We start from the raw sequence: 22,399 nt of genomic DNA, 5'->3' as shown, positions 1-22,399 counted from the left end.
ATGAAAGACACCACACAAGACGCTGAAACCAGCAAGCCGGATATCACCGAGATTGCCACCAGCCTTGACGGCCGCGACATCACGCAGCCGTTTGTCGGGGCGCTTCGGCCCAACGATGATCCCATTCTTGCCGCGCGCGGCGGCGGTCTGGAAATTTACGAAGAAGTGCTGCGAGACGCTCAAGTCTTCTCGTGTTTCCAGCAGCGTATTTCAGCTCTGGTATCGGCTGAGTGGGAAGTGCGGCCGGCCAAAGGCGCAACCGACACCGCCAGCAAGAAGGCAGCGGACATGTTGGCCGAGCAGCTCGACAACATCCTCTTCGACCAAGCCTGCCGCAAGATGCTGTACGGCTTGTTTTACGGCTATGCCATCGGCGAGATGCTTTGGGTAAAGGATGGAGCGACCTTCGCTATTGATGCCATCAAGGTCCGACGCGCTCGTCGCTTCCGCTACGACAAGCACGGCGGGTTGCGACTGCTCACCCAGAACAACATGCACGAAGGCGAGCTGATGCCGGCACGCAAGTTCTGGACTTTCACTTCTGGGTCTCAAGACGACGACACACTTTACGGGCGTGGGCTCGCCTATTGGTGCTTCTGGCCCGCCCTCTTCAAGCGCCATGATCTAAAATTCTGGCTTACGTTTCTGGACAAGTATGGCGGTCCAACCAGCATCGGCAAATATCCCGCCGGCACGTCTGAAGAAGATATCAACAAGCTGCTTGGCGCTCTTGTTGCCATGCGGTCCGACAGTGCTGTCGTTATGCCTGATGGCATGATCGCCGAACTGCTCGAGGCGACACGCGGCAGCGCTGCTGACTTCGATAAGTTCCACGACCGTATGGACGCGTCTATCTCGAAAGTGATCCTGTCCCAAACCATGACCACGGATAGCGGGTCGTCGCTTTCCCAAAGCGAAGTGCATCTCGATGTGCGTGAAGATGTGGTCAAGGCCGACGCCGACATCCTGTGTGCGTCGTTTAACCAGGGCCCGGCCAAATGGCTGACCGAATGGAACTACCCAGGAGCCAAGCCGCCACAGTTGTGGCGTGCGGTGGAGCCACCGGAAGATCTCGACAAACTGGCTGAGCGCGACACCAAAATCTATCAGATGGGCTATCGGCCCAGTGCTGAGTATGTGAAAGAAACCTATGGCGAAGGCTGGGAGCCCGATCCGACAAGACAGCAAGACGCCACACAAACAGCTTTGCAGCCAGGGCAAGAGACGCCGGCACAGTTTGCGGAGCCAGGCGACGCGTCGTCACCGGACATCATCCAGCAAGCAACCGGTGATCTGTACAGCGATTGGGAAGAACTTATGGCCCCGATCGTTGACCCCATACGCGACCAGCTGGAAAGTGCGACGAGCATAGAGGACTTCCGCGACAAGATCGTCGACCGGCTCGATGGCATGGACGATGCGCAGTTCGCAGAGCACATGGCGCGACTGGGCTTCAGCGCCCGACTGACCGGCGAAACCGGCGCGCCGATATCCGGTAGCGAAGATCCGGACGCCAACCCAACAGACGAGGGCTGACGTGGAACAGGTTGAGCTGAGTGCACGTCCCCCGGCCGACGCCGTTCGCTACTTTGAGAGCAAGGGCTACAAGGTCGGCTTTGACTGGCGGGATGTCTGGCAGCAAGAGCATGCCCGCGCGTTCACTGTTGCCAAGGCCACCCGCCTGGACATCCTGCAGGACATTCGCCAGGAAGTGGACAAGGCCCTGCGAGAGGGCACAACGCTCGCGACGTTCAAAGAAAATTTAACGCCTGTTCTACAGGCCAAGGGATGGTGGGGCCGGCAGTCAGCAACAGATCCGTTGACCGGCGAAGTGCGAGACGTCCAGCTCGGCAGTCCGCGGCGGCTCGATATCATCTATGACACCAATCTTCGCACGGCTCACGCTGCAGGTCGCTGGAAACGCATCGAGCGCAACGCAGCCCGGCGGCCCTATCTGCGATATGTAATCGTCGACGATGACCGGACCCGCGACGAGCACTATGCCTGGCGCAGTATCTTGCTGCCCTGGGACCATCCTTTCTGGGATACGCACTATCCGCCCAATGGGTTTCGGTGCAGGTGCATCGTGCGCCAGCTCTCAGTCCGCGACATGAAGCGGCTTGGACTGGAGGTCTCGTCCGAAGCAGAAGTCAAAGCCTTTCTTGAAGACACGAAGATCTATCGCAACAGGCGCACAGGTCAGACCCAGCGGTTGCCCAAAGGCATCTCTCCCGGCTTTGCTTACAATGTCGGCCGCGCGCATATGCGAGCTTTGACGCCACCACCAAAGACGGGTCCGCTGCCGACACCGGCAGTCATCAACGCGCCTGCGAATGTGGACATGCCTGCGCCGAGGCCGCTGCCGCCGCGCCTGGAATTTCCCGAAGGCACATCGGACGAAGAAAAGCTGTCCAGTTTTCTGACTGCCTTTGGGGCGACGCGCGAGCGGCCGGTGGTCTTCGTGGACAAGATCGGCGAGCCGGTTGTGATATCTGCGGACCTGTTCACTCAGGCAGACGGCACGCTGAAAATCGGCAAGCGCAATCGAGCATTTGATATCGCTCGCCTGGCCTTTACTATCATGCAGCCGGACGAGATTTGGTGGTACTGGGAAGAGCACAAGGCGACAGGCCGTTGGTTATTGCGTCGCCGCTATTTGTTACGCGGCACGGAAGAAGGCGAGACACGCGGCTTTGTTTCAGTGTTTGACGTTGGGCCGGACGGGTGGTCCGGTGTGACAGCGCATCCCCTCGACAAGATGGAAAACATCAACCGGTCCAGGCGTGGTGTCCTCGCCTATCGGCGAAGCCAGTAGACGAAAGGAGATTTACAGATGTTTGGCGACATCCAGAGCGTTTTCGACCTGCCATTCGCCACGCTGGTCGTTTTGGCGGCGGGTTTTGCGGCCTACCGTGTGGCCTTTACCGGCAAGAAGAAGGGTCATGGAACGATCGACATCGTCTTCATCACCGTTGTCTTCGCTGCGCTTGCCAAGTTTGCGTTTGAATTCGTGATTGACAGGCTCACGCCTACCGCGCCAGACGAGGTTACAGCCCTAGCGGCATTGGCTGCCTCAACAGCCGCGTTCGCGACAGTATTGATCGCAGCCGGGGTTTGGCGCCGTTGGGGGGAGGATGTTTTCAACGCAACGTTACGCGCTGGAGACATTTCCTATTCCGACGGCCACGTGTCCGCTTGGGACTGTGTCCGCGTCTCGACGTCCGCCCGACCGACGCAGCTTGTCGTACGAAAGACCAGCGGCAAGCAGCTTATGTGCGACAATCTCGAGGCTTGGGAGAAGTTCCCTTTCGGCCCGTCTATCTATGGTGAAGATGGATCAATCGCGCTCTACGTCACAGGGGTTCGCCAAGACGCGACGGTCGATTGGCTTGAAATTGAGCCGCTCGATGACAGCGCCGGCGCGTCGATGACCTACATCCCCGCCGATCAAATCAGCGAGATCGAGGTCAGGTACCTGGTGCGTTAGTGTTTTGGTTTCGGCGGCTTGCTGCTGCCTTTGATCTTGCCGGGCTTCAATTTCTCGGATCCCAGCGCCTTCAACCTCGGCTTGCCGGACTTTGGTCGTTCGGACTTTCGCACCCGTTCGTGAGTCCCGAAGATGGGCCCTGATTTCTGGCTTTCGGCAAAATTGCCGATCCCCTTCTTTTTCTCGTCATCAGCCATCACACCCTCCGCGGCGGTTTCACGGGCCAGAAAAACATGAAGCCCAGCGCGCGGACATCTGGGCTTCTGTCCCGGCCTCCTTGGTGGCGTAGCTCGCGCGCTAACAGGGCCGGATGACAATCCGAATATACCCCTCAACTCGTTACAATTCAATTTCGCCCATATTCGCCCGCTGACGCGCGACGAGGCTTTTTGCGGCCCGTCATAGCTGCCACCCCCTAAAAACGCCCCCAAACTGTTCAAAAAGGGGTTGCAAAACGTCCTGTCAGGGACGTTTGGGCGACTTCGGTGATTTGGCTAGAGAAGTTCGGGTGATCGCAGGTTTTGCCGCTCAGCTGAGGGACTTGCTGAAATCCCCGCCCCCGACACCTGTCGGGATGCCGGAGCTGCCACCACACGGGCAGTGTTGCAACTCAAAGCCGATATGGCCAGCCGCAGATTTGAGCGGCGCACGAATTGATGCTTGCAACGAGATCTAGGGACACCCGGTGAAGCCCATCCATATCTTCAGCCCCGGCACGCAGACCGCCATGGACGGCCGCTCGATCACTTTCAGCGAGGCGGATCTGGCGACGGCAGCGTCTGCCTATGACCCGGCCATCCACGAAGCACCTATGGTCATCGGTCATCCCAAGACGGATGCACCCGCTTATGGATGGGTCAAAGGGTTGTCGGTTGTCGATGGCAAGCTGACCGCTGAGCCAGACCAGCTGAATCCAGAGTTTGCAGAGATGGTGGGCAATGGCGCGTTCAAGAAGGTGTCTGCCTCGTTCTACTTGCCGCAGGCCAAAGGCAACCCGACGCCCGGCCGCTTGGCACTCCGCCATGTGGGCTTTCTCGGTGCCAAGGCTCCCGCCGTCAAAGGTCTGGACCCTATTGAGTTTGGCGATGCTGATGACGGCGTTGTGGAGTTTGCCGTCTCCACAGAGCGCGCTCAGGCATCTGCCTGGAACACTGTCGCTTGGTTGCTTGGCCGGCTGCGCGACAAGTTCATCGAGCAGGACGGCCTGGAAAAGGCTGATGAAGTTCTCCCGAGCTACGCCCTGCAGGAATTCCGCCAGGTCGCATCTGACATGCGCACCGACGACGGCGATACGCCCCCGGCGTTTGCCGATCCCACACCCACCGACCAGGAGACAACCATGTCCGGAACGGATGACAAGGAACTCGAAGCCCGCGCCGCAACGCTGGCAACCCAGGAGGCTGAGCTGAAAGCTCGTCAGGAAAAGCTGGACAAGCAGGCGGCTGACTTTGCCGAAGCAGAAGTGAAGTCTCGCCGAGCCGAGAACGAAGCTCATCTGGACGCGCTGATCGCCGATGGCAAGTTCGCACCGGGCCTCAAGGATCAGACGCTGGAGTTCATGGACACGCTGGACCCCAGCGACACGATTGAATTCGGTGAAGGTGACGACGCCGAGAAGACGACGCCGCTCGACTACTTCCGCGACCTGCTCGGCAAGTCGGGAACGGTCATCAACTTTGGCGAGATCAGCGCGGATGACCAGGAAGCCGACGCCGGCACGGTCAACTTTGCGTCACCGGACGGATACGAGGTCGATCCAGCCCAGCTGGCCCTTCACAACAAGGCGGTGGCTCACCAGGCCGCCCACCCCAACACCCCTTACCTGGACGCTGTTCGCGCCGTGGGCGGCTAGTCCGCTTACTCGCACACCCTCGTCTCGACAAAACAGGAGCCTGAAATGGGCAAGCAGTCACACGTCACACACGCCATCACCTATATCGCCAGCGGCGCAGTCCGCGCCTTCCGTGGCGTTGGGTACGACAATGCCGAAGCCGACACCCAGGGCCAGAAGGTCAAAGGTGTGTCACAGCGTGCGGCGGCCGACACTGAGGCAAGTGACGTTGGCGTTGCCGGCACAACGGTCATCGAGGCCGGTGCCGCCATCGCAGTTGGCGACAGCCTGATTGTCGATGACCAGGGCCGCGCCATCCCCACCACCGGCGCGCTTGGTCTTGATGCCGGCGCAACGGACGTGACCTCGTCCGGCGCGAATGGCGACATCCTCACAGGTGGTGATCTGCCTGAATTCGTATTCGCCGATGCGCTGGAAGCAGCTGCAGCTGCCGGTGACTTCATCGAAGCGAAGCTGCGCTAGCGCCTCGCCTCCAACCCACTCGACCAGCCACAAGGAACCCGCTTCATGGCACCGCTCAACAATTCATCCGCCCGCGTCGTTGATCCCATTCTGACCAACCACGCACGCGGCTATTCACACCCGGAACGTGTGGGCCGGCTTCTCTTCCCTGTTGTCACCGTGCCGGTGCGTGGCTTCAAGCGCATCGAGTTCAACAAGGCGAGCTTCGTCAAATACAACACGCGCCGTGCCCCCGGCACGGATACCAAGCGTGTCAACTTCGGCTACGAGGGCCTGCCGGCCTCTCTCAACCAGTACGCTCTCGACGCGGTAGTGCCGCGTGAGCACGTTCAGGAAGCCGAAGCGGGTCCAGGTATCAACCTGCAGACGGAAGCCGTTGACAGCGTTCTTGACGTCATGACCCTCGACGAAGAAGTCGAACAGGCCAATCTGGCGACCAACGCTGCCAACTATGCCGCCTCCAACAAGGTCACACTCGCAGGCAACGACCAGTGGGATGATCCCGACAGCGACCCTAAGGAGGTCATCAACGACGGCAAGGAAGCCATCCGCAAGAAGATTGGCCGCGACCCCAACACCTTGGTGATTACATCGCCGTCGTTCCGGGCGCTCGATGACCACCCCAAGCTGCTGGAAAAGACGAAATACACATCGTCGGACAGCGTGACGGAAGACATCCTCGCCCGTTATTTCAATGTCGACCGGGTCGTGGTTGCGCGCGGTATCTACGCGGAAGACGAAGACGCCGAAGACTTCCAGGACATCTGGGGCAACGCAGCTGTGTTGGCCTATGTGGCACCGGAAGGTCGCCGCTCCGTTCGTGTGCCGTCGTTTGGCTACACCTACCAGCTGGCCGGTCACTCATTCGTTGAACCCATGGCATGGGAACGCGGCTCCAAGAGCTGGATCGCAGGTGTGACCGATGAACGATCTGCGGAGCTGGTCGGCGCAGACGCCGGCTTCCTGCTCTCTGACGTGGTTGGCGGCTAATGGGGCGCGCTTACTCACTCAACAGCAAACTCCGGCTGAATGGCGAACGCTATCAGCCGGGCGAGTTCGTCGAGGTCGATGACGACGACCACGACGCCATTGCAAGCCTGGACCGTATGGCCGCTCGCGGCGATGCGGAATGGGTTGGCGGGGAGCTAAAGACCAAAGAGTCGAAAGCTTCCAAACAGGGCGGCGCTGGTGGCGGCACCCAGTCAGCATCCTCAAAATCTGGCCCCGGCACTGCCGCCACCATTTCCCGCGAGGACGTGATCAAGACGGCGATGCGTGACGCAAAGCCCGCCGACTTCACAAACTCCGGCAAGCCCAAGACGGAAGTTCTGACACCCGTCCTGGCCAAGGTTCTTGGCGACGATTTCAAGCTGACAGCTGCCGAGCGCGACAAGCTCTGGGCAGAGGTCGAAGCGGAGAAGAAGTCCGGAGACTGAAGAATACCCAGCGGGTCGCGGCGGCGGCCCAGGAGATAGGGACCAGGTCTTGCGCGTCTTGACGTAGCGCCTGGTCCCACCGCCGGAAACAAACGCGGGGTGGAGCAGCACGGTCAGCTCGCCTGGTTCATACCCAGGAGGTCGCAGGTTCAAATCCTGCCCCCGCAACCAATAATCAAGGACAACAGTGACCTACGCCAGCAAACAGGACCTGATCGACCGCTTCGGAGCCGAAGAGCTGGAGCAGCTCACGGACCGCGACGGCTCGGCTGAAGCCATCGTCGACAGTGTGCTTGACCGCGCGCTCGAAGATGCGGACGCGAAGATCAATTCCTATCTGTCCGGTCATTACACCCTGCCGCTGACCGATCCACCCGACGTGCTGGAACGCACCGCGTCCGATCTGGCACGCTTCTACCTGTATCAGGACGGCCCGACCGAGGCCGTTCAAAAAGCGTTTGACCATGCCGTCGCTTTCCTGCGCGACGTTGCGGCCGGACGCGCGCAGCTGGGTGACCAGGACGACCCAGGCGAGACGCCTTCGTCCGGCGGTGGCCCGCGCATCGTTGCCGGCGACAAGGTGTTTTCCTCCGACACACTGGCGGACTACTGATGGCCGGCGTCGATATCACCCTCACATTTGAAGACGGCGAGCTGCGCCATGTGGTCAGCGAAGCGCGCGCCCGTCTGTCTGACTACTCGCCGGCCATGGACGAGATCGGCAGCTATCTCGAAGACCGCACGTTGGAGCGTTTTGAAACCGGCGAGGCACCTGATGGCACGCCCTGGCTGCCATCCCAACGGGCGCTCGATGAGAACGGCAAAACCCTGGTCGACCGGGGACACCTCCTGGCGTCCATCAATTACGAAACCACGCCTGACGCTGTGACCGTTGGCAGCAACGTCATATATGCCGCGATCCATCAACACGGCGGCAAGACCGGTCGCGGCCTCGCGGTCGATATGCCCGCGCGCCCGTTTCTGGGTGTCAACGACGCGGATCTGCAAGAGATCGAGCTGATCGTTGCCGATTTCGTCTCTGAGCTTGGCACCGGGGGCGATGCGCGATGATCAAAACGCCTAGCCTCAGCCTCGTGCAACAGCTGCTAGACGATGGTGTCGACGCGCTCAAAGACGTTGGGCTTATGGCTGACCTGGCTGCAGCTGACGAGTCGACGCTTCGCTCTCCTTCAGCATTCGTGCTGCCGGCAGGCGGCGACTTTCTCAACAACAAGACGCCGGGTCGAGTTGCCCAGACAGAAGCAAGCGGCTTCGCCGTTCTGCTGGCCTTCAAGGACACCAGCCGTTCCGGCGAGGCAGGCATCAAGGACTTCGAGCCCGTACGCGATGCCGTCTTGCAGGTGCTGATGGGCGCAATGCTCGAGGGCGCGCAGTCATCCATCGCCATCAAACGCCAACGCCTGGTCGACTTTGACCGCAAGAAGCGCCGCCTTTGGTGGCAGATCACCTGCACCTTCAACCACCTTCACCGTCCGACAGATTAGGAGCCGACATGTCCCGCAACAAAGGTGGCCGCTACACGGCCAAAGATACCGACGCCACACCCGTTCAGGTCGAAGCTGCAACCGGCTCCGATCCGCGAGGCGACCGTGCCCGCGATGAGAAGGGCAAAGCCACAAGCCGCAAGGAACGCGCGCTGACCAACACGGAGAGTGCAGCGCTGGCGGACCGGGCCGCGCCGCGCACAGGCGTGGCCGGGGATAACGCATCGTCCCCGGCCGCGTCTTCATCAACCAAGACCAAATCCACCAAACCCAAGTTAGCCGCCGGTCGCAAATAGCGTCGGCACATTCACCAATCTCGCCTCCGCTTTGAGGCCGCAGACACCAGCTTAGGAGCCACATCATGGACGGTGTTTCAGAAGACGACGTTCTTATCATCGCCTCAAAGGAAACCACCTACGGCACGGACTCTGTGCCGGCACCGGGCGCAAACTCGATGCTCACCTCCGCGTTCCAGCTCAACCCGCTGGATCGACAGGAAGTGTCACGAGACCTGGACCGTCCCGGCATGGGTGGTGATCCGTCCATCCTGTCCGGCATTCACTATTCCAACACCTTCAAGCTGGAAGCCGCAGGTTCAGGCACCGAAGGTGTCGCGCCGGCCTTTGCCGACATTCTGCTTGCGGCGGGTTACGCAGAGACGATTGTCGCTGATACGAGCGTTGCCTATGCGCCTGTCTCGGACGACTTCGACAGCGTCAGCATGTACGCGTACTACAAGGAGCAGCTGCGAAAGCTGCTGGGATGGCGTGCCGCCCTGGGCTTTGAGTTCCAGGCCGGCAACATGCCGTATTTCATTTTGAACGGCATGGGTCTCTATGTGGGTCCCGCTGATCAGGCGCCCGCGGCCGCTGCCGACTATTCAAACTTCACAGATCCGCTGCCGATCGAGGATGCCAACACGCCAACGGTGACACTTGGCGGGACTGACCTTGTCCTGGTCAACATGACATTCAACGCGCCTGGCAATGTCAGCTATCGCAATCTTCCCAATCAGGAAGCGGTCCGTATTGCCGGCAAGCGCAACCTTGCAGGGCGCCTTGAAGTGCTGATGCCGGAGGATCTGTCTACCTTCAACCCGGAGGGCCTGGCGGCAGCTCAGACCAAGTCAGCACTACAGGTCGTGCATGGCACGACGGCAGGCAACATCCTGACAGTCGATGCACCCAAGGTGCAGATCGTGGACGTCAATCATGGCACCCACGAGAACGAGCGTACCTACCAGCTCGACATCAAGCTCACCGCGACGGACGGCGGTGACGATGAGGTGAAATACACGTTCACGTAATAGCCCTCGTCGCTCAAGCGGCCTCGCATGTGGAAGGTGAATGCGGGACCGTTTTTCCGGTCCATCGTCAAACCCAAGAAGGATACCCGGTCATGTCTCTGGAATTTGAAGTCCTGCCGAAAGGCCAGCACCGCGTTGTCAAACGCACGGTGAAATTCACCTACACAACCGACAAGAACAACATCGTTCAAATGGGCTTTGACGCTCATTTCAAACTGCTACCCGAAGACGAGCTCAACAAGGTCATGGCCGTTGAGGAAGAAGCCAACGATGGCCCCATGGCTAACAGCATGTTGCTTGCTGCGATGGTGGCCAAGGACGGTCACAAGCGCCTGATGAACGAAGTCTGGGTCGATTGCGACGGCCTCGTCCAGAAGAACAAAGAAGGCGAGAAGGTGCCGATCAAGTTTTCTGACGCCGTCCGCGACGGGCTGATGCAGGACCTTGCCGTGCGAGAAGCGGTGGTTGCCGAGTACTTCAATGCGCTCAACGGGCGCAAACCAAAAAACTAAAAGACGTCGCGCACGCCTGGGCAACCGGGCGGCACCCTGATGCGGGCACAGGTGCGCGGCGAATGACCAACCCGGCGAAGGTGGCCCGTGCCCTTCGCGCCGCTGGAGCTGAAGACGCCGCAAAGCATGTCGAAGGCAATTCTCAAACCCGCCTGCCACCTGTCCAGGTCGATGCAGACAATGCCAGTTCGTTCCGTGTTTTCACGGCGTGCGAAACGCAATGGGACCAGCTCGTGGTCACCGGCACAAAAAAGGTCGTCATCGTTCGCACAGGTCTCGACTACATGCGCGCGGAAAGTGCGGCACGTGCGCTCGGTGTGGAATGGAACGCCGCAACGCTCTCTGACCTCCGGGTCATGGAAGTTGCTGCCATCAACGCCTGGGCAAAGGACGCACGCTGATGACTGATCGCGTGATTTCTCTCACGGTTCAGGTCCAGGATGACGGATCCGTCCGCGTCTTGAACCAGCTCGAGGACGCATCCGATGGTGTCGGCCGTGCGGCAAAGTCCTCGACTGTTGAACAGAAGAAACTCAATCAGGAAACCAAAGCGTTCGGTCCTGCGTCCAAAGAGGCGCGAGAAGGTGCGGTGCGGTTGAAGACAGCTCTTCAACTGATCGGCGCAGCCGCTATCGCAGTGGTGTTCCGAGACGCGCGTCAAGAGTTCCTTCGTTTCGGCGATGGGCTGGTTGAAGTCTCTACCTTGCTGGATGACACCAATGTGCTCCCCCAGCTAGCAGAAGATGTTGACCGGCTCGCCGTTCGGTACGGCCAATTGCCCATTAATCAGATCAAGGCGACCTACGCCATTCTGTCCGCTGGTGCTAAGGACGCTGCAGAAGCCAGTGCAGTGCTGGAAAGCTCCAGCAAGCTGGCTGTCGGAGGTCTGACTGAAGTTGACACAGCAGCCGATGGCCTGACGTCTACACTGAATGCCTACGAGCTTGGTGCTGAACAGGCATCAATGGTTAGCGATATGTTTTTTGCGACCATGCGTGAAGGCAAGACCACGATCGGTGAGATATCCGCATCCATCGGCAATGTCGCGACCACTGCAGCACAGCTGGGCGTACCCCTTTCAGAGTTGCTTGCTGGCACAGCTGCACTCACCAAGACCGGTCTAAGCACTTCCGTGTCATTCAACGGGTTGCGAGCTGTCCTCGCAGCCATATTGAAACCAAGCCAGGAAGCAACCGACCTGGCGTCAGAGCTTGGCCTCTCGTTCAATGCGGCGGCTCTTAAGTCAAAGGGCCTTGCTGGTTTCCTAGAGGATGTTGCCGAGAAGACGGGTGGCGCAAGTGAACAACTTGCGCTGCTGTTCGGGGGCGTCGAGGCAATTGGTCCAGCGATGGCCCTTGCAGGTTCGCAGTCCGAGTCGTTCGCTCAAATTCTGAGAAGCATTGAGAATTCTGCCGGAGAAGCTGACAAAGCCGTTTTAAAGGTATCTGACTCTTCGGGTCACCTGTCTCGACAGTTCGAAGCGGCAATGGCCGTGATTAAGCGAGGTGTTGGTGAAGGAATTGTCCGGGGGATGACGCCGGCGATCGAAAGTGTTGTCGGCAATTTTGATGACTTGGCAGAGTCGTCACAGCGAATGGGGTTCGTGTTTGGCGAAGCGCTCGCCTTAGTCTCGGAAGCGGCTGGCCTACTGGTGGACAATATCCACCTGGTTGAAGCTGCCGTCGGCGGCCTGATCGCGCTTCAGTTGGTGCGTTGGCTTGGCAGTGTGGCTTTGTCTTTCCGTGCTGCACACGTTGCCGCTGGCGGCTTCTTTGCACTCCTTGCCGCCAATCCTGTTGGAGCTGTTGCCACAGCGGCCGGCCTGTTGGTTAGCGCGTACATCCTTCTCTCCGATGAGACCGAGACGGCACGCTCGGCACAGTTCGAATACAACCAGGAGCTAGAAACAGCGCGCGGTCGACTTGAAAGTCTGGCAACCGCCGAACAAAAAGCAGCGCTGGCGATTGCAGAGCGCACAGTACGCATGCGCGAGTCTTCTCTTGCAGTGGCCGAAATCAAAGTCGATCAGCTCGAACCAGGCGATGACCCGCGCCAGGCGCTGGCACGTCTGGAACGCACACGCGATGGTGTGCAGGGAGCACGGCTTGAGCTGGCTGCCTTGTATGCCGAGATCGATGCTGGCGTTGCAGCAGCTTCCAATGCCGCCAATGACAGCACGTCGACGACCACAACCACCCTTCTGAAAGGCCTGGATGAAGACGCCCAGTCGCTTCTGGAATCGTTGGACAAGGTCGGTGCCGGCGTCTCGTCCTACCGTGAAGGGCTGTCCGCACTCGATGCGGCGCTTGCAACCAACAGCATCAACCAGGCCGAATACAATCTGCTCTTGGTCGAACTCGAAGAGCGCCTGCGTGACACTCTGGGCAACGAGCCGGCGAATGCTGTGCGCGCTTGGGCGGATGCAACCGACGATCTCAACGATCGCCAGCTGGTGCTCAACAATCTTGAAGCCGCCCTGGCACAACGGACCGGCCGACGCATCGAGCAGCTGGCCATCCTGCGGGACGGCATGGCTGAGGAGCTGCGCCTGGCGGGGCTGAGCGAAGAGCAACGGCAAGTCGAGCTGGTAACCCGTGACTTGCTCAATGCCGCCAAGGCTGCAGGGCTCGAGCTGACAGAGGCACAGGCGCGCGCTGAGGCCCGCGCACATGTCGGCCGCCTGGAAGACCTCAAAGAGGAACAAGCCGCCCGTGACGCCAACCAGGAGCTTCTGCGACGCTTCACAGGCGAGATCGAGCGTGGCTTCAAGGACGCCTTCAAAACAGCTTTCAAGGAAGGTGAAGGCGGTTTTGAAGGGCTGATGAAATCATTCGAGGATTTGTTTCTCGACATGCTCGCGGAGCTGGCCTTCCAGGCACTCGCCACGCCGATCATCGTACCCATCGTTCAGGAGCTGGGCGGCGTGCTTGGTGTGTCGAACTCTGGTATCAGCCAGGTCCTTGGCCAGGCGGGCTTCGGTGGCGGTGGCGGTTCGGGCGGTGGCCTGTCTTCAATCTTCGATATCTTCAGCGGCGGTGGCAGCGGCCTCACACAGTCGTTTGGGGGTGTGTCCGATTTCATCTTCGGCAGCACTGGTCAGAGCCTTGGCCTGTCGTCTCTGGGTGCCGGTGGCATCGGGCCGGCCGCGCCGACGACCTTCGGGTCGGCGCTTGGCCGTCTGGGATCGCCTGCTGGTGCTGCTGGCGGCTTTGCGGGCAACTTCCTTGGCAACGCGATCTTTGGCGACCGTGGCGCGGGTGCTGATATCGGTGGCAGCATTGGCGCCATAGCCGGCAGCTTCATTCCTATACCTTTTGTCGGCACAGCTGTGGGCGCATTGCTCGGCAATTTCATTGGAGGCCTGTTTGGCAACAAGGGCGGTGGTGATCCCATCGGCCACACGAATGTCGGGGTGTCCGGTGGACGACTGACTGTGGGGTCGACCGGCGTTGACAATGGTGCCGATGGATCGGTCACGCAAAATGCCGCAAGCCAGGCGGCGCAGTTCGTCAACCAGATTGCGGATCAACTCGGCCTGCAGGTCATCAACAACCAAGGCGCAGAACATATCGGTCAGGGCAATGTCTCTGGCGCGCAATCCGCTGAAGAATTCATTGAGCGCTTTTTCCAGAACGCAGCTTCCAATCTCAAGAGTGACTCGGACGCTGTGAACCGCGCGCTGGCGCAAGGCGGGTCTGTCGAGCAGTTGATCACGAAGATTACCGAGATCCGCGAACTTGAGCAGATCCTCGCGGCGTTGAACTTTGATGACAGCACGAAGGGTCTGACCCAGACTGAGCTGGCAGTTAAAAACCTGACCGAGGAAATGGACACGCTGCGCGACCGGGCCATTGCCGTTGGCCTTGCGATCGACGCCATTGATGAGTTCGAAGCCAAGACCCTCGAGAGCTTCCGCAACGACTTCGACGAAAGCACATTCGACAGCATCCTGGCAGCCACAGACCCGTTGCGCGCTGCCTGGGAAAAGCTCATGGACAATCAGGAGCTGCGCCTGCGCGACGCTCTTCTCCTGGAGGCTGACCTTGCCGCTGTTGAGCATCTCAATTTGCTGGAGCGATCGGCATTCGTTGCGCAGTTGGCAGACGCCGAACGCGAGCGCCTCAACGAGCTGCTGGGGCTAAGTGACGACCTCGCCTATCAGATCGGTGCGAACCGCAGCACCCTGTCGTTGCTTGCCCAGGAGCAAGGCCGCGCCGCGCAGTCTGCAGCTGCCGAGGCACGCCAGTTGGCCGAAAGCCTGCGCAGCTTTGCCGTCTCGAGCCGGGAAGCCATCTTTGCCCTGCGCGTCGGCTCTTCGTCTCCCCTGTCGCCGCAAAACCAGCGCACGGAACTGTTCGACCGTCTGCAGTCGCTCGCGTCAGACGCCTTCGAGAACGGCAACGTGTCGGCCCTGCAGGCCCTGCCGCAGGTTGCAGGGCAATTCATCGACGCCAGCCGCGCCTACTTTGCAGACAGCGAGTTGTTCCAGGCCGACTTCGATTTTGTGTCTACGCTGCTTGAGCAGGCAGCTGCGGTTGCCGATGCCCAGGCAGATGCAAGCGACACTGAAGCTGACGTATTAGAACAGCAGCTCGACCTGCTGTCGGAGATTCTGGTGGCGCTTCAATCGAATTCGCCGGATGCTACTTTGCTGGAAGCCCAGCTCGCTGAGCTGAGTGCCCTCACCGGCGAGGCGACACCACTTTATGCAGCCCTGGCCGAGTTGGTGTCGCTCACGTCAAGCGACAACGCATCTGCGATTGAAGCTGAGGCGGCGCGCCTGGCATCCGAACGTCTGTCAGCCATCGAGATCGCGTCTGAAGCCCGTATTGCTGAAGCCCAGGCGGAAGCCGATCGACGCATTGCCGCAGCTGAAGCCGATGCCGCTGCCGCACGTGCCCAGGCGGCCGCCGCTGAGGCGGCAGCTGCAGAGGCAGCAAAGCAGCGCGCCGCTGACAAGGTTTTTGAGCGCCTCGAAACGGCACTTTCAGCCTATGAGAATGCCCGTGGCGAGGACCGATACTTGTCTGGTGTCATCGGTACAGAATACGTCGCATCCGCACGCGCGGCGCAGCGCCTCGATCCGGAACGGTTTGCAGAGTACGGCCTGCAAGGTTTCTCGACTGGCGGCATGGTGCTGGGTGCCGGCACATCGACCAGCGACAGCATTCCTGCGCGCCTTTCCAATGGTGAATACGTGATCCGCGCCGCAGCGGTAGAGCAGTACGGCTCGCAGTTTTTGGACGCCGTCAATGGCGGAACACTGGGATCGGCTGGAGGTGGCAACATCGATGCTGGTCTGCAGGCCATCGCCGCCCGCCTTGAACGCCTCGAAGGTGCAGTGCTTGCGTCTGGCGACGGCACCATCGGCGCTATCGAAGCCGGCAACGCGACGCGCGAAGACATGCGCCGTGCGAACGAGCAGACCAATATGGTCCTGCGCCGCAACTCTGGTCGCCGCGCCGCAGGCGGTTTGTCATGAGCCTGAAAGCCATCATCGCTGAGCTGGACGTCATCGACGTATCGACTGATGCGCAAACCACGCTTTACTTTTCAGATATGCCCATGCGGCCGTTCTCACCGCTGGACGCAGATCGACCAAGCCAGGCGTACGATCCTCGCCTGATTGACCCGGCAAACATCGCCCGTGAACTGTCGCTTGATCTGGCTGGCTTCACTAGCACGGTCGCGGGTGGTGCGATGGTGCTGTCGAATGCGGACGGTGCTCTCAACCACCTGCGCGGCTTTGCGTTGGGCCGGTTGAGCCTTTATTGGGGCGTGGTGGGTCAGGACTTCGACGAGTTCGTTCCGCTTCTGGTCGGTCGTGCCGGAGCACCGGACTTCCGATTGTCCGCTTCTTCACCTGGGCGGCTTGCAGTGCCGGTTTTTGACCTGCGGGCTGAACTGGACACGGATCTGCAGGTGGTGACTTACGCCGGCACAAATGACGGTGGCGGCTCTGGCTATGAAGGCACAGAAGATGATTTGAAGGGCGTTCCAAAGCCCCTGGCGCTGGGTGATTTGACCCGCGCAAACATCCCCGGCCGGGCCGCCAATGTTCAAGACCTGGTCGACCAGCTGCACGATGGGTCCATCGAAGGCGTCACCGCGATCTACAACGGTGGCGGTGACGCAAACCTGACACTCAATGGGACCTCTACAGGGGCTGTTTTCGACAACGTGGTGCTGGGTGCCACCGACTACGAAGAGGACCGCACACGCGGCCTTGTGAAGCTTGGAGGCGCGCTTGCGAATGCGGTCACGTATGACCTCAAGGGAGCAAACGACACAGATCACGGCGCGGGCTTCGACGACACTGCTGGACCGCTGATCAAGCGCGTCCTGTCCATGAAAGGCGTTGCCGGCGCTTCGGTCGGCGCTTCATTCGACACGCTGGTGGCACCGCAAAAGATGGGGTTGTGGCTCGACAGCGAAGTGACGGGCCTTGAAGCGGTTGATGCATTTGCGTCGTCGATCGGCGGCTTCGCACTGCCGGACCGAACGGGCGCCTGGCAGGTCGCTACCGTGCGTGCCCCTTCCGGCGTGCCGGTGCTGACGCTTGTGGATGATGACATCATCGACATTGCCCCTGACCAGTCCGAAGGCGGTGCGCCGGTTGGCGAGGTCACTGTTTTCTACGCACGCAACTACTCGGTCATGCGCCGGGCTGACATGCAGGCAGCCGTGCTCGGCACCGATCGCGAATCCTTTGTCTCTTCCGAATGGCGTCTGGCAACCGCACCAAATGCGTCCACCAAGGCTCTGTGGCCGGACTATCGCATCGTTGAGCTGCCAACGGCGCTGATCGACGGCGATGATGCCCAGGCACTTGCTCAGGACGTCCTAAGCCTATTTGGGCCAAGGGCGGACGGCACGCCGCGCGAAGCCTTCCTGATCCAGTGTGAAATGACGGCCGAGCGGTTGCAGCTGGAGCTTGGGAACGAGATCCGCGTCACGGACGCACGCGCCGGCATCGATGCCGACATGATCCTCATGGCGATCCGGCCGACAGCGCCTGAGCGTTCCCTCATGACTTTGCGCGTATTCGGGTAGGAGCAAGACATGTCAAACAGACAAGGCAGGTTCTACGCCACAAACCATGCTCTTGCTGCCACGTTCAGCGGTGGCGACTGGAGCCTGACGCTTCCTCTCGACAACCTCAAGACCACACGGCTGGCCTCACAGCCCGCCCGATCCGGTAGCTTGGACGCTGCGGACACGCAATTCGACATCGACTTTGGCCGGGTCCGCAAACTGTCGATCGTGGCTGCTCTGGCGACCAACATCACATCCGGTGCCAAGTATCGTTTGCGCCTGGCGCAATCTGATGACTTCGCAGCACCGGAATATGACACGGGCTGGGTCCAGGCCTATCCGTCGCTGTTTGTATCGACCGACCTTGATTGGGAAGACGAGAACTGGTGGACCGGACAGCCGCTTGAAGACGATATTGCTGCCTACAACCGTAACATCTTCGTGCAGATGGAACCGGCCATCCAGGCGACCCACGCGCGCTTTGAATTCCTTGATACCAGCAACCCTGATCTGGCGTTGGACATCGGGCACCTGTTTGCATCGGGGGGGTTGCAGCCGGAATTCAATTTCAATTTCGGAACGCCGCGCGGCTTTCGCTCTCGGACGCTACGCGATGTCACACCGTCCGGGCGGGCGGTGTTCGATCGACGCCCGCTGCAGCGGGTCGCGCGATTTGACTATGACGCGTTGAGCAAGGGTGAAGCCGTGCTGTTTCAGGACGCGGCCGCGCGCAACGACATCGAGGACCCGGTGCTTTTTGTGCCCGACCCAGACGACGAGGCAAACCTGTTTCGCGAAGCCTTCCTGGCACGTTTTGAGAGGCTTCCAGACCGCATCCCGCGTGCGTCGGGCAATTCCATCCAGCTGCAATTCGAAGAGGTGATCTCATGACCGTGCAGGAATCGATCGACCGTCTGAAGGATGGTTACTACAATTCGAACCCGGTGAACCCTGATACCAATCCAGGTGGCATGGGTGCTGATGGGCATCGGGACAACTTCCCGTCGGCATTGGTTGACCTTGGGATTGTAGGACAAGATGCAGCTGATCAGGCTGCAGCGGCGCAAGCGGTACTAGCCGATCCGGGGTTTGTCCAAGTGCTGGCGGACCTGGACGCTATTGTTGCGGTGGCTGTAATCTCGGCGGCCATCAACATTGTTGCGGGCATCAACGCCGACGTGACGACCGTTGCTGGCGATAGCGCGGAGATCCAGGCGCTCGCGGCGATCACAGCAAGCATAAACACCGTTGCGGGCATAGACGCCAACGTGACCACTGTTGCGGGCGATAGCGCAGAGGTCCAGGCGCTCGCAGCGATCACGGCCGCCATAAACACTGTTGCGGGCATCGAAGCGAATGTGACGACCGTTGCAGGGGATACCACAGAAGTACAGGCGCTGGCAGCCATCACCGCAGCGATCAATACTGTTGCGGGCATCGAAGCGAATGTGACGACCGTTGCTGGCGACAGCGCAGAGGTCCAGGCGCTCGCGGCGATCACAGCTGCCATAAACACTGTTGCCGGGATCGAAGCCGGAGTATCGACTGTTGCTGGCGACAGCGCGGAGGTCCAGGCGCTGGCCGCGATTACAGCCGCCGTCAACACTGTTGCAGGCATAGATGCCGATGTGACAACCGTTGCTGGCGTTAGTGCAGCTGTTCAGAGTGTCGCCGACAATCTAGCGGCCCTTGCGGACAAGGCAGACGACGAGCTGTCAAACGTCACACCGTCTGTTGGTCGCGCGGCGCTGGAACTTGACGAGCTGTCGTTGAACAGGTCGATCTATACCGCCTCCGGCACTTTCGAAAAGGCCGATCTGCCTCCATGGGTCACCCATATTGAAGTCGATGTAGTGGGCGCAACCGGAGGCGGTGGAGGTGGCAACTCTGCTCAGAACTCACGCGGCTATCCCGGTGCCGGTGCCGGCCGCGCGACCAGGAGAATTGCCGTTTCGGCTTTGGCGGTGTCCGAGACCGTCACAATAGGGTCGAAGGGACTGGGCGGCGCAAATCAAGCCAACGGTAATTCCGGAGGGACGACGTCCTTCGGCGCACATCTGTCCGCTACCGGGGGTCAGGGTGGCGTAACCGGTCAAGCGTCTGTGGCTGCTTCGGCGGGGTCGGCACCGGGCCAAGGCATCGGCGGAGACCTAAACCTCTACGGCATGCCAGGCGGCATCGTCTGGAGCCAAACTCTTGGTGCTGCGACGCCTGGACACTCGCCGGGTTTTGGGGGCGTACCAAACATGAATGTTGGTTCCGATGCCGCACTCGGCGGTGCGGGAACAGGAGGCAATCATAGCGGCGTCCGCGATGGCGGCGATGGATCAGACGGTCTTTGCATAGTGAGGTGGTAACGATGAAGCATGCACTTATAGAACCGCGCGGTGCGCACCAACGCATCGCGCAATTCGTGGCCTCAGAGGCCGAGCGCTTCGCGGTCGCGGAGCCGCTGGCCTGGGAGATGGTGCCGGACGCGGTCACCGATCGCCATGTGCGGTGCAACAGTCAATGGGGCGTGCTTGATGCGGACGGCGCATTCACGGCCGCTGACCCGCAGCCAACATAAGGAGACCTCTATTTGTGCAGTGAGAGCGGCGTGAATTCGTCCGACCGGTCCATAAACTCGTCCGCGGTCATGTCCGGGCTTGAAGCCATATCGAGCCACAGCTCAAGACGTTCCACATCAGGCAACCCAGAACGCTCAAGTAAGTGCTTCACGTAGACCTCAAGGATACGGTTGCGGGCCTGCGAAAGCCGCAAACGCCGTTCCATGTCATCAAGACTGATACTGTTGCCAGTTGCCATTTCTTCCTCCGTCACCTGATTTAGACGGGGGCCGGTGTGCGTCAACACACCGAACCGGCAGTTAGGAGCTGCCACCTCGGGGCCAGCTACGCCCCTTAAGTCCCGCCACCGCGATCGCGGCGGAGCTATGTTGAGTGAGTCTAGTTATGGAGTCGATTCATGAGCGCGTGCCGGTGCGTCCGGCACATCCCGCAGCCCCGTATATCGGCGGCAAGAAGAACTTGGCCAAGCGCCTAGTGAAACGCATTGAGATGATCCCGCACTCGCTCTATGCCGAGCCATTCGTCGGTATGGGCGGCGTATTTTTGAAGCGTCTGACCCGGCCGAGGGCCGAAGTCATCAACGATATCAGCAAGGACGTCGCTACCTTCTTCCGGATACTGCAGCGCCACTATGTGCCGTTCGTGGAGATGATGCGGTTTCAGCTGACAACGCGTGTAGAGTTCGAGCGGCTGATGGCGACGGATCCGGACACGCTAACGGATCTGGAGCGTGCAGCCCGGTTCCTGTATCTGCAGCGCACTGCCTTCGGCGGCCGCGTTGCCGGCAGACACTTCGGTGTGTCCCCAGACCGTCCAGCGCGGTTCGATGTCACAAAGCTCGTTCCGGTCCTCGAAGATCTTCACGTGCGGTTGGCTGGTGTTGTCATCGAGCGTCTTGCTTGGGACGCCTTCATCGATCGCTACGACCGCCCCAATGCTCTCTTTTATCTTGATCCGCCCTACTGGGGCGCCGAGCGTGACTATGGTGACCAGTTCACCAAGGCCGACTTTGAGCGCCTGGCAGTCCAGCTCGCAGAACTGAAGGGCACTTTCTTACTGTCAATCAACGACCGTCCGGAAGTGCGCAAAATCTTCGACGGGTTCAAAATGGAGAAGGTGAAGGTCGCACGCACGGCCGGGGTAAATGCCAAAGCGCGCAAGGCGGTAAGTGAGCTGATTATTTCTTGATGCTGACTCCATACCTGTTTGACCCGTCAGTTTGGACGCGAACTGGGAATAGGTAGCTTGAGATCTGGATCGTCATACACTGTCTTAATCGCTTCCATCAGTGTGTCAGCCCCCCAATAGAAAAACAGGAACGAGGCAATGACTACTGCAAGGGCAACAAAAAATGTGAAGCGCTCAATGCTGTCGAAGGGCGTCGTAGGGACTTTCTGATCGGGTTTCAGGCCTTCGCCATAGTACGCAAATTTGAGCTTTGCATTCGCGTGCTCCGTTACCTGCCGCATTACCTGCATGAGGCTGAGATAGTTGAAATAGATTGTGATGTTGGCAACGACAGCTGCTACGAGGCCCCAGAAAAACCAACCAGCCGGCTCGGAGAGGTCCGACAACGTTATCCGGAGGTCGTTCGATATCATTGCCCAGAAGGCTGGAAGCGCGACCATCGCGCCACCATTCAACAGGTATGCCGACCTCACTGCAATTTCTGCAAAAATGCGGGATGCTTCAAAGCTCGCTGCACCTCTCGACTCCGAGGGTGTAACGGTCGTCCGATAATCTTCTAGATAAGCCAGCCGCCTTCTTGTGATCTCGTTCGTTGTTGACTCAGCTTTTTGTTGCTCTTCATCCATTGGCCATCCTTCGCTATTGTTGGTTTTCCAAAGCTGGGGCGAACACCGAAGCGTACAAGGCAGTCGGGCAGCTGCTTATTTCCCCGGCAGTTTGATCTCGATGGAATGGGCTGGCGCGCCACGATTGAAGACTCCGTTTCCCCTTAACTCATTCTCCGTCGGCACTCGACCGTAGCCGTAGTCCTTGATGAACCACTCCTGCCGCCTGGCCGACCGAAAATAAAAGGCAACGCGCCGATCAGAGCCACAGGCAAACTCGAAACAAGCATCTGCTTTGCGCGCCATTTGGGCCAGACCGATGATGGGTCCGTCAAAGGTAAGACGGCAAGGGAATGTCAGCTCCGCCATGCGCCGCATGCGCTCTTGTTCTTCGTCCGTCATGGTGCTCATCTTACAACAGAATTACAGTAGTTATCGAAC

The 22,399-nt window shown here is 59.9% G+C and carries 24 protein-coding genes and 1 tRNA gene; 21 read left to right on the top strand and 4 right to left on the bottom strand.

Annotation, left to right across the window (positions count from 1 at the left end):
- The 3 genes from BN1012_RS05010 to BN1012_RS05000 are packed head-to-tail and all read left to right on the top strand — an operon-like array spanning position 1 to position 3,487.
- Positions 1-1,536: a DUF935 domain-containing protein gene (locus BN1012_RS05010; protein ID WP_043948774.1), complete on the top strand. Its 1,536-nt coding sequence runs from the start codon at positions 1-3 to the stop codon at positions 1,534-1,536.
- A 1-nt stretch (position 1,537) separates the two neighbouring features.
- Positions 1,538-2,815, top strand: a complete 1,278-nt coding sequence (locus tag BN1012_RS16680; protein WP_052534622.1) for a PBECR2 nuclease fold domain-containing protein — start codon at positions 1,538-1,540, stop codon at positions 2,813-2,815.
- 18 nt (positions 2,816-2,833) lie between these two features.
- The gene (locus tag BN1012_RS05000) at positions 2,834-3,487 is read left to right on the top strand and encodes a hypothetical protein (RefSeq protein WP_043948773.1); all 654 of its coding nucleotides are present in this window, start codon (positions 2,834-2,836) and stop codon (positions 3,485-3,487) included.
- Here the strand turns inward: BN1012_RS05000 and BN1012_RS04995 are convergent.
- Positions 3,484-3,684 carry a hypothetical protein gene (locus BN1012_RS04995; protein WP_043948772.1) on the bottom strand — a complete coding sequence of 67 codons (201 nt, stop codon included), beginning with the start codon at positions 3,682-3,684 and terminating at the stop codon, positions 3,484-3,486. The two genes, BN1012_RS05000 and BN1012_RS04995, sit on opposite strands and share 4 nt — an antisense overlap.
- A 488-nt stretch (positions 3,685-4,172) precedes the next feature.
- Between BN1012_RS04995 and BN1012_RS04990 the strand changes: the two genes are divergently transcribed.
- From BN1012_RS04990 to BN1012_RS04910, 17 genes are all read left to right on the top strand, one after another.
- A complete protein-coding gene (locus BN1012_RS04990) occupies positions 4,173-5,339 on the top strand; it encodes an OmpH family outer membrane protein (protein WP_052534620.1) in 1,167 nt (388 codons plus the stop codon).
- Between the two features lie 45 nt (positions 5,340-5,384).
- Complete coding sequence (locus BN1012_RS04985) at positions 5,385-5,801, top strand: capsid cement protein (protein ID WP_043948771.1); 417 nt, start codon at positions 5,385-5,387, stop codon at positions 5,799-5,801.
- 45 nt (positions 5,802-5,846) lie between these two features.
- Positions 5,847-6,791, top strand: coding sequence for a major capsid protein (locus BN1012_RS04980; protein ID WP_043948770.1), 945 nt, complete (start codon positions 5,847-5,849; stop codon positions 6,789-6,791).
- On the top strand, positions 6,791-7,237 hold the full coding sequence (locus tag BN1012_RS04975; RefSeq protein WP_043948769.1) for a hypothetical protein: 447 nt from the start codon (positions 6,791-6,793) through the stop codon (positions 7,235-7,237). The genes BN1012_RS04980 and BN1012_RS04975 overlap by 1 nt, the downstream gene beginning before the upstream one ends.
- Before the next feature lie 93 nt (positions 7,238-7,330).
- Positions 7,331-7,408: transfer RNA gene (locus tag BN1012_RS04970), tRNA-Met, on the top strand.
- A 16-nt stretch (positions 7,409-7,424) separates the two neighbouring features.
- Positions 7,425-7,850, top strand: a complete 426-nt coding sequence (locus BN1012_RS04965; RefSeq protein WP_043948768.1) for a gp436 family protein — start codon at positions 7,425-7,427, stop codon at positions 7,848-7,850.
- Positions 7,850-8,308 (top strand): phage virion morphogenesis protein, encoded by a 459-nt coding sequence (locus BN1012_RS04960; RefSeq protein ID WP_043948767.1) that lies wholly within the window; start codon positions 7,850-7,852, stop codon positions 8,306-8,308. Before BN1012_RS04965 ends, BN1012_RS04960 begins: the two co-directional genes overlap by 1 nt.
- Positions 8,305-8,742 (top strand): phage tail terminator protein, encoded by a 438-nt coding sequence (locus BN1012_RS04955; protein ID WP_043948766.1) that lies wholly within the window; start codon positions 8,305-8,307, stop codon positions 8,740-8,742. The genes BN1012_RS04960 and BN1012_RS04955 overlap by 4 nt, the downstream gene beginning before the upstream one ends.
- 8 nt (positions 8,743-8,750) lie before the next feature.
- Positions 8,751-9,038, top strand: a complete 288-nt coding sequence (locus BN1012_RS04950; protein WP_043948765.1) for a hypothetical protein — start codon at positions 8,751-8,753, stop codon at positions 9,036-9,038.
- Between the two features lie 65 nt (positions 9,039-9,103).
- The gene (locus BN1012_RS04945; protein ID WP_043948764.1) at positions 9,104-10,048 is read left to right on the top strand and encodes a phage tail tube protein; all 945 of its coding nucleotides are present in this window, start codon (positions 9,104-9,106) and stop codon (positions 10,046-10,048) included.
- Between the two features lie 92 nt (positions 10,049-10,140).
- Entirely contained in the window at positions 10,141-10,560 is a 420-nt protein-coding gene (locus BN1012_RS04940) for a hypothetical protein (RefSeq protein WP_043948763.1), read from the top strand.
- 62 nt (positions 10,561-10,622) lie between these two features.
- A complete protein-coding gene (locus BN1012_RS04935) occupies positions 10,623-10,961 on the top strand; it encodes a DUF1799 domain-containing protein (protein ID WP_043948762.1) in 339 nt (112 codons plus the stop codon).
- The gene (locus tag BN1012_RS16675) at positions 10,961-16,042 is read left to right on the top strand and encodes a phage tail tape measure protein (RefSeq protein ID WP_052534618.1); all 5,082 of its coding nucleotides are present in this window, start codon (positions 10,961-10,963) and stop codon (positions 16,040-16,042) included. Before BN1012_RS04935 ends, BN1012_RS16675 begins: the two co-directional genes overlap by 1 nt.
- Complete coding sequence (locus tag BN1012_RS04925) at positions 16,039-17,613, top strand: hypothetical protein (protein WP_043948761.1); 1,575 nt, start codon at positions 16,039-16,041, stop codon at positions 17,611-17,613. Before BN1012_RS16675 ends, BN1012_RS04925 begins: the two co-directional genes overlap by 4 nt.
- A gap of 9 nt (positions 17,614-17,622) precedes the next feature.
- Entirely contained in the window at positions 17,623-18,486 is an 864-nt protein-coding gene (locus BN1012_RS04920; protein WP_043948760.1) for a hypothetical protein, read from the top strand.
- Positions 18,483-19,952 (top strand): glycine-rich domain-containing protein, encoded by a 1,470-nt coding sequence (locus BN1012_RS16670; protein WP_052534615.1) that lies wholly within the window; start codon positions 18,483-18,485, stop codon positions 19,950-19,952. The genes BN1012_RS04920 and BN1012_RS16670 overlap by 4 nt, the downstream gene beginning before the upstream one ends.
- A gap of 2 nt (positions 19,953-19,954) precedes the next feature.
- The gene (locus BN1012_RS04910) at positions 19,955-20,164 is read left to right on the top strand and encodes a hypothetical protein (RefSeq protein ID WP_043948759.1); all 210 of its coding nucleotides are present in this window, start codon (positions 19,955-19,957) and stop codon (positions 20,162-20,164) included.
- Positions 20,165-20,172: 8 nt separating this feature from the next.
- Here BN1012_RS04910 and BN1012_RS04905 read toward each other — a convergent pair whose 3' ends face one another.
- Positions 20,173-20,403, bottom strand: coding sequence for a hypothetical protein (locus BN1012_RS04905; RefSeq protein WP_145973422.1), 231 nt, complete (start codon positions 20,401-20,403; stop codon positions 20,173-20,175).
- Between the two features lie 146 nt (positions 20,404-20,549).
- On the opposite strand from BN1012_RS04905, the gene BN1012_RS04900 reads away from it, so the two are divergent.
- Complete coding sequence (locus tag BN1012_RS04900; RefSeq protein ID WP_043948757.1) at positions 20,550-21,353, top strand: DNA adenine methylase; 804 nt, start codon at positions 20,550-20,552, stop codon at positions 21,351-21,353.
- 26 nt (positions 21,354-21,379) lie between these two features.
- Here the strand turns inward: BN1012_RS04900 and BN1012_RS04895 are convergent, their stop codons facing one another.
- Both BN1012_RS04895 and BN1012_RS04890 read right to left on the bottom strand, forming a co-directional pair.
- Positions 21,380-21,979, bottom strand: a complete 600-nt coding sequence (locus tag BN1012_RS04895; protein ID WP_043948756.1) for a hypothetical protein — start codon at positions 21,977-21,979, stop codon at positions 21,380-21,382.
- Between the two features lie 75 nt (positions 21,980-22,054).
- A complete protein-coding gene (locus BN1012_RS04890) occupies positions 22,055-22,360 on the bottom strand; it encodes a hypothetical protein (protein ID WP_145973421.1) in 306 nt (101 codons plus the stop codon).
- Between the last annotated feature and the right edge of the window lie 39 nt (positions 22,361-22,399).

It is taken from the genome of Candidatus Phaeomarinobacter ectocarpi (assembly GCF_000689395.1).
Classification (GTDB): Bacteria; Pseudomonadota; Alphaproteobacteria; order CGMCC-115125; family CGMCC-115125; genus Pyruvatibacter; species Pyruvatibacter ectocarpi.
This window is presented reverse-complemented; position numbering and strand designations above follow the sequence as displayed.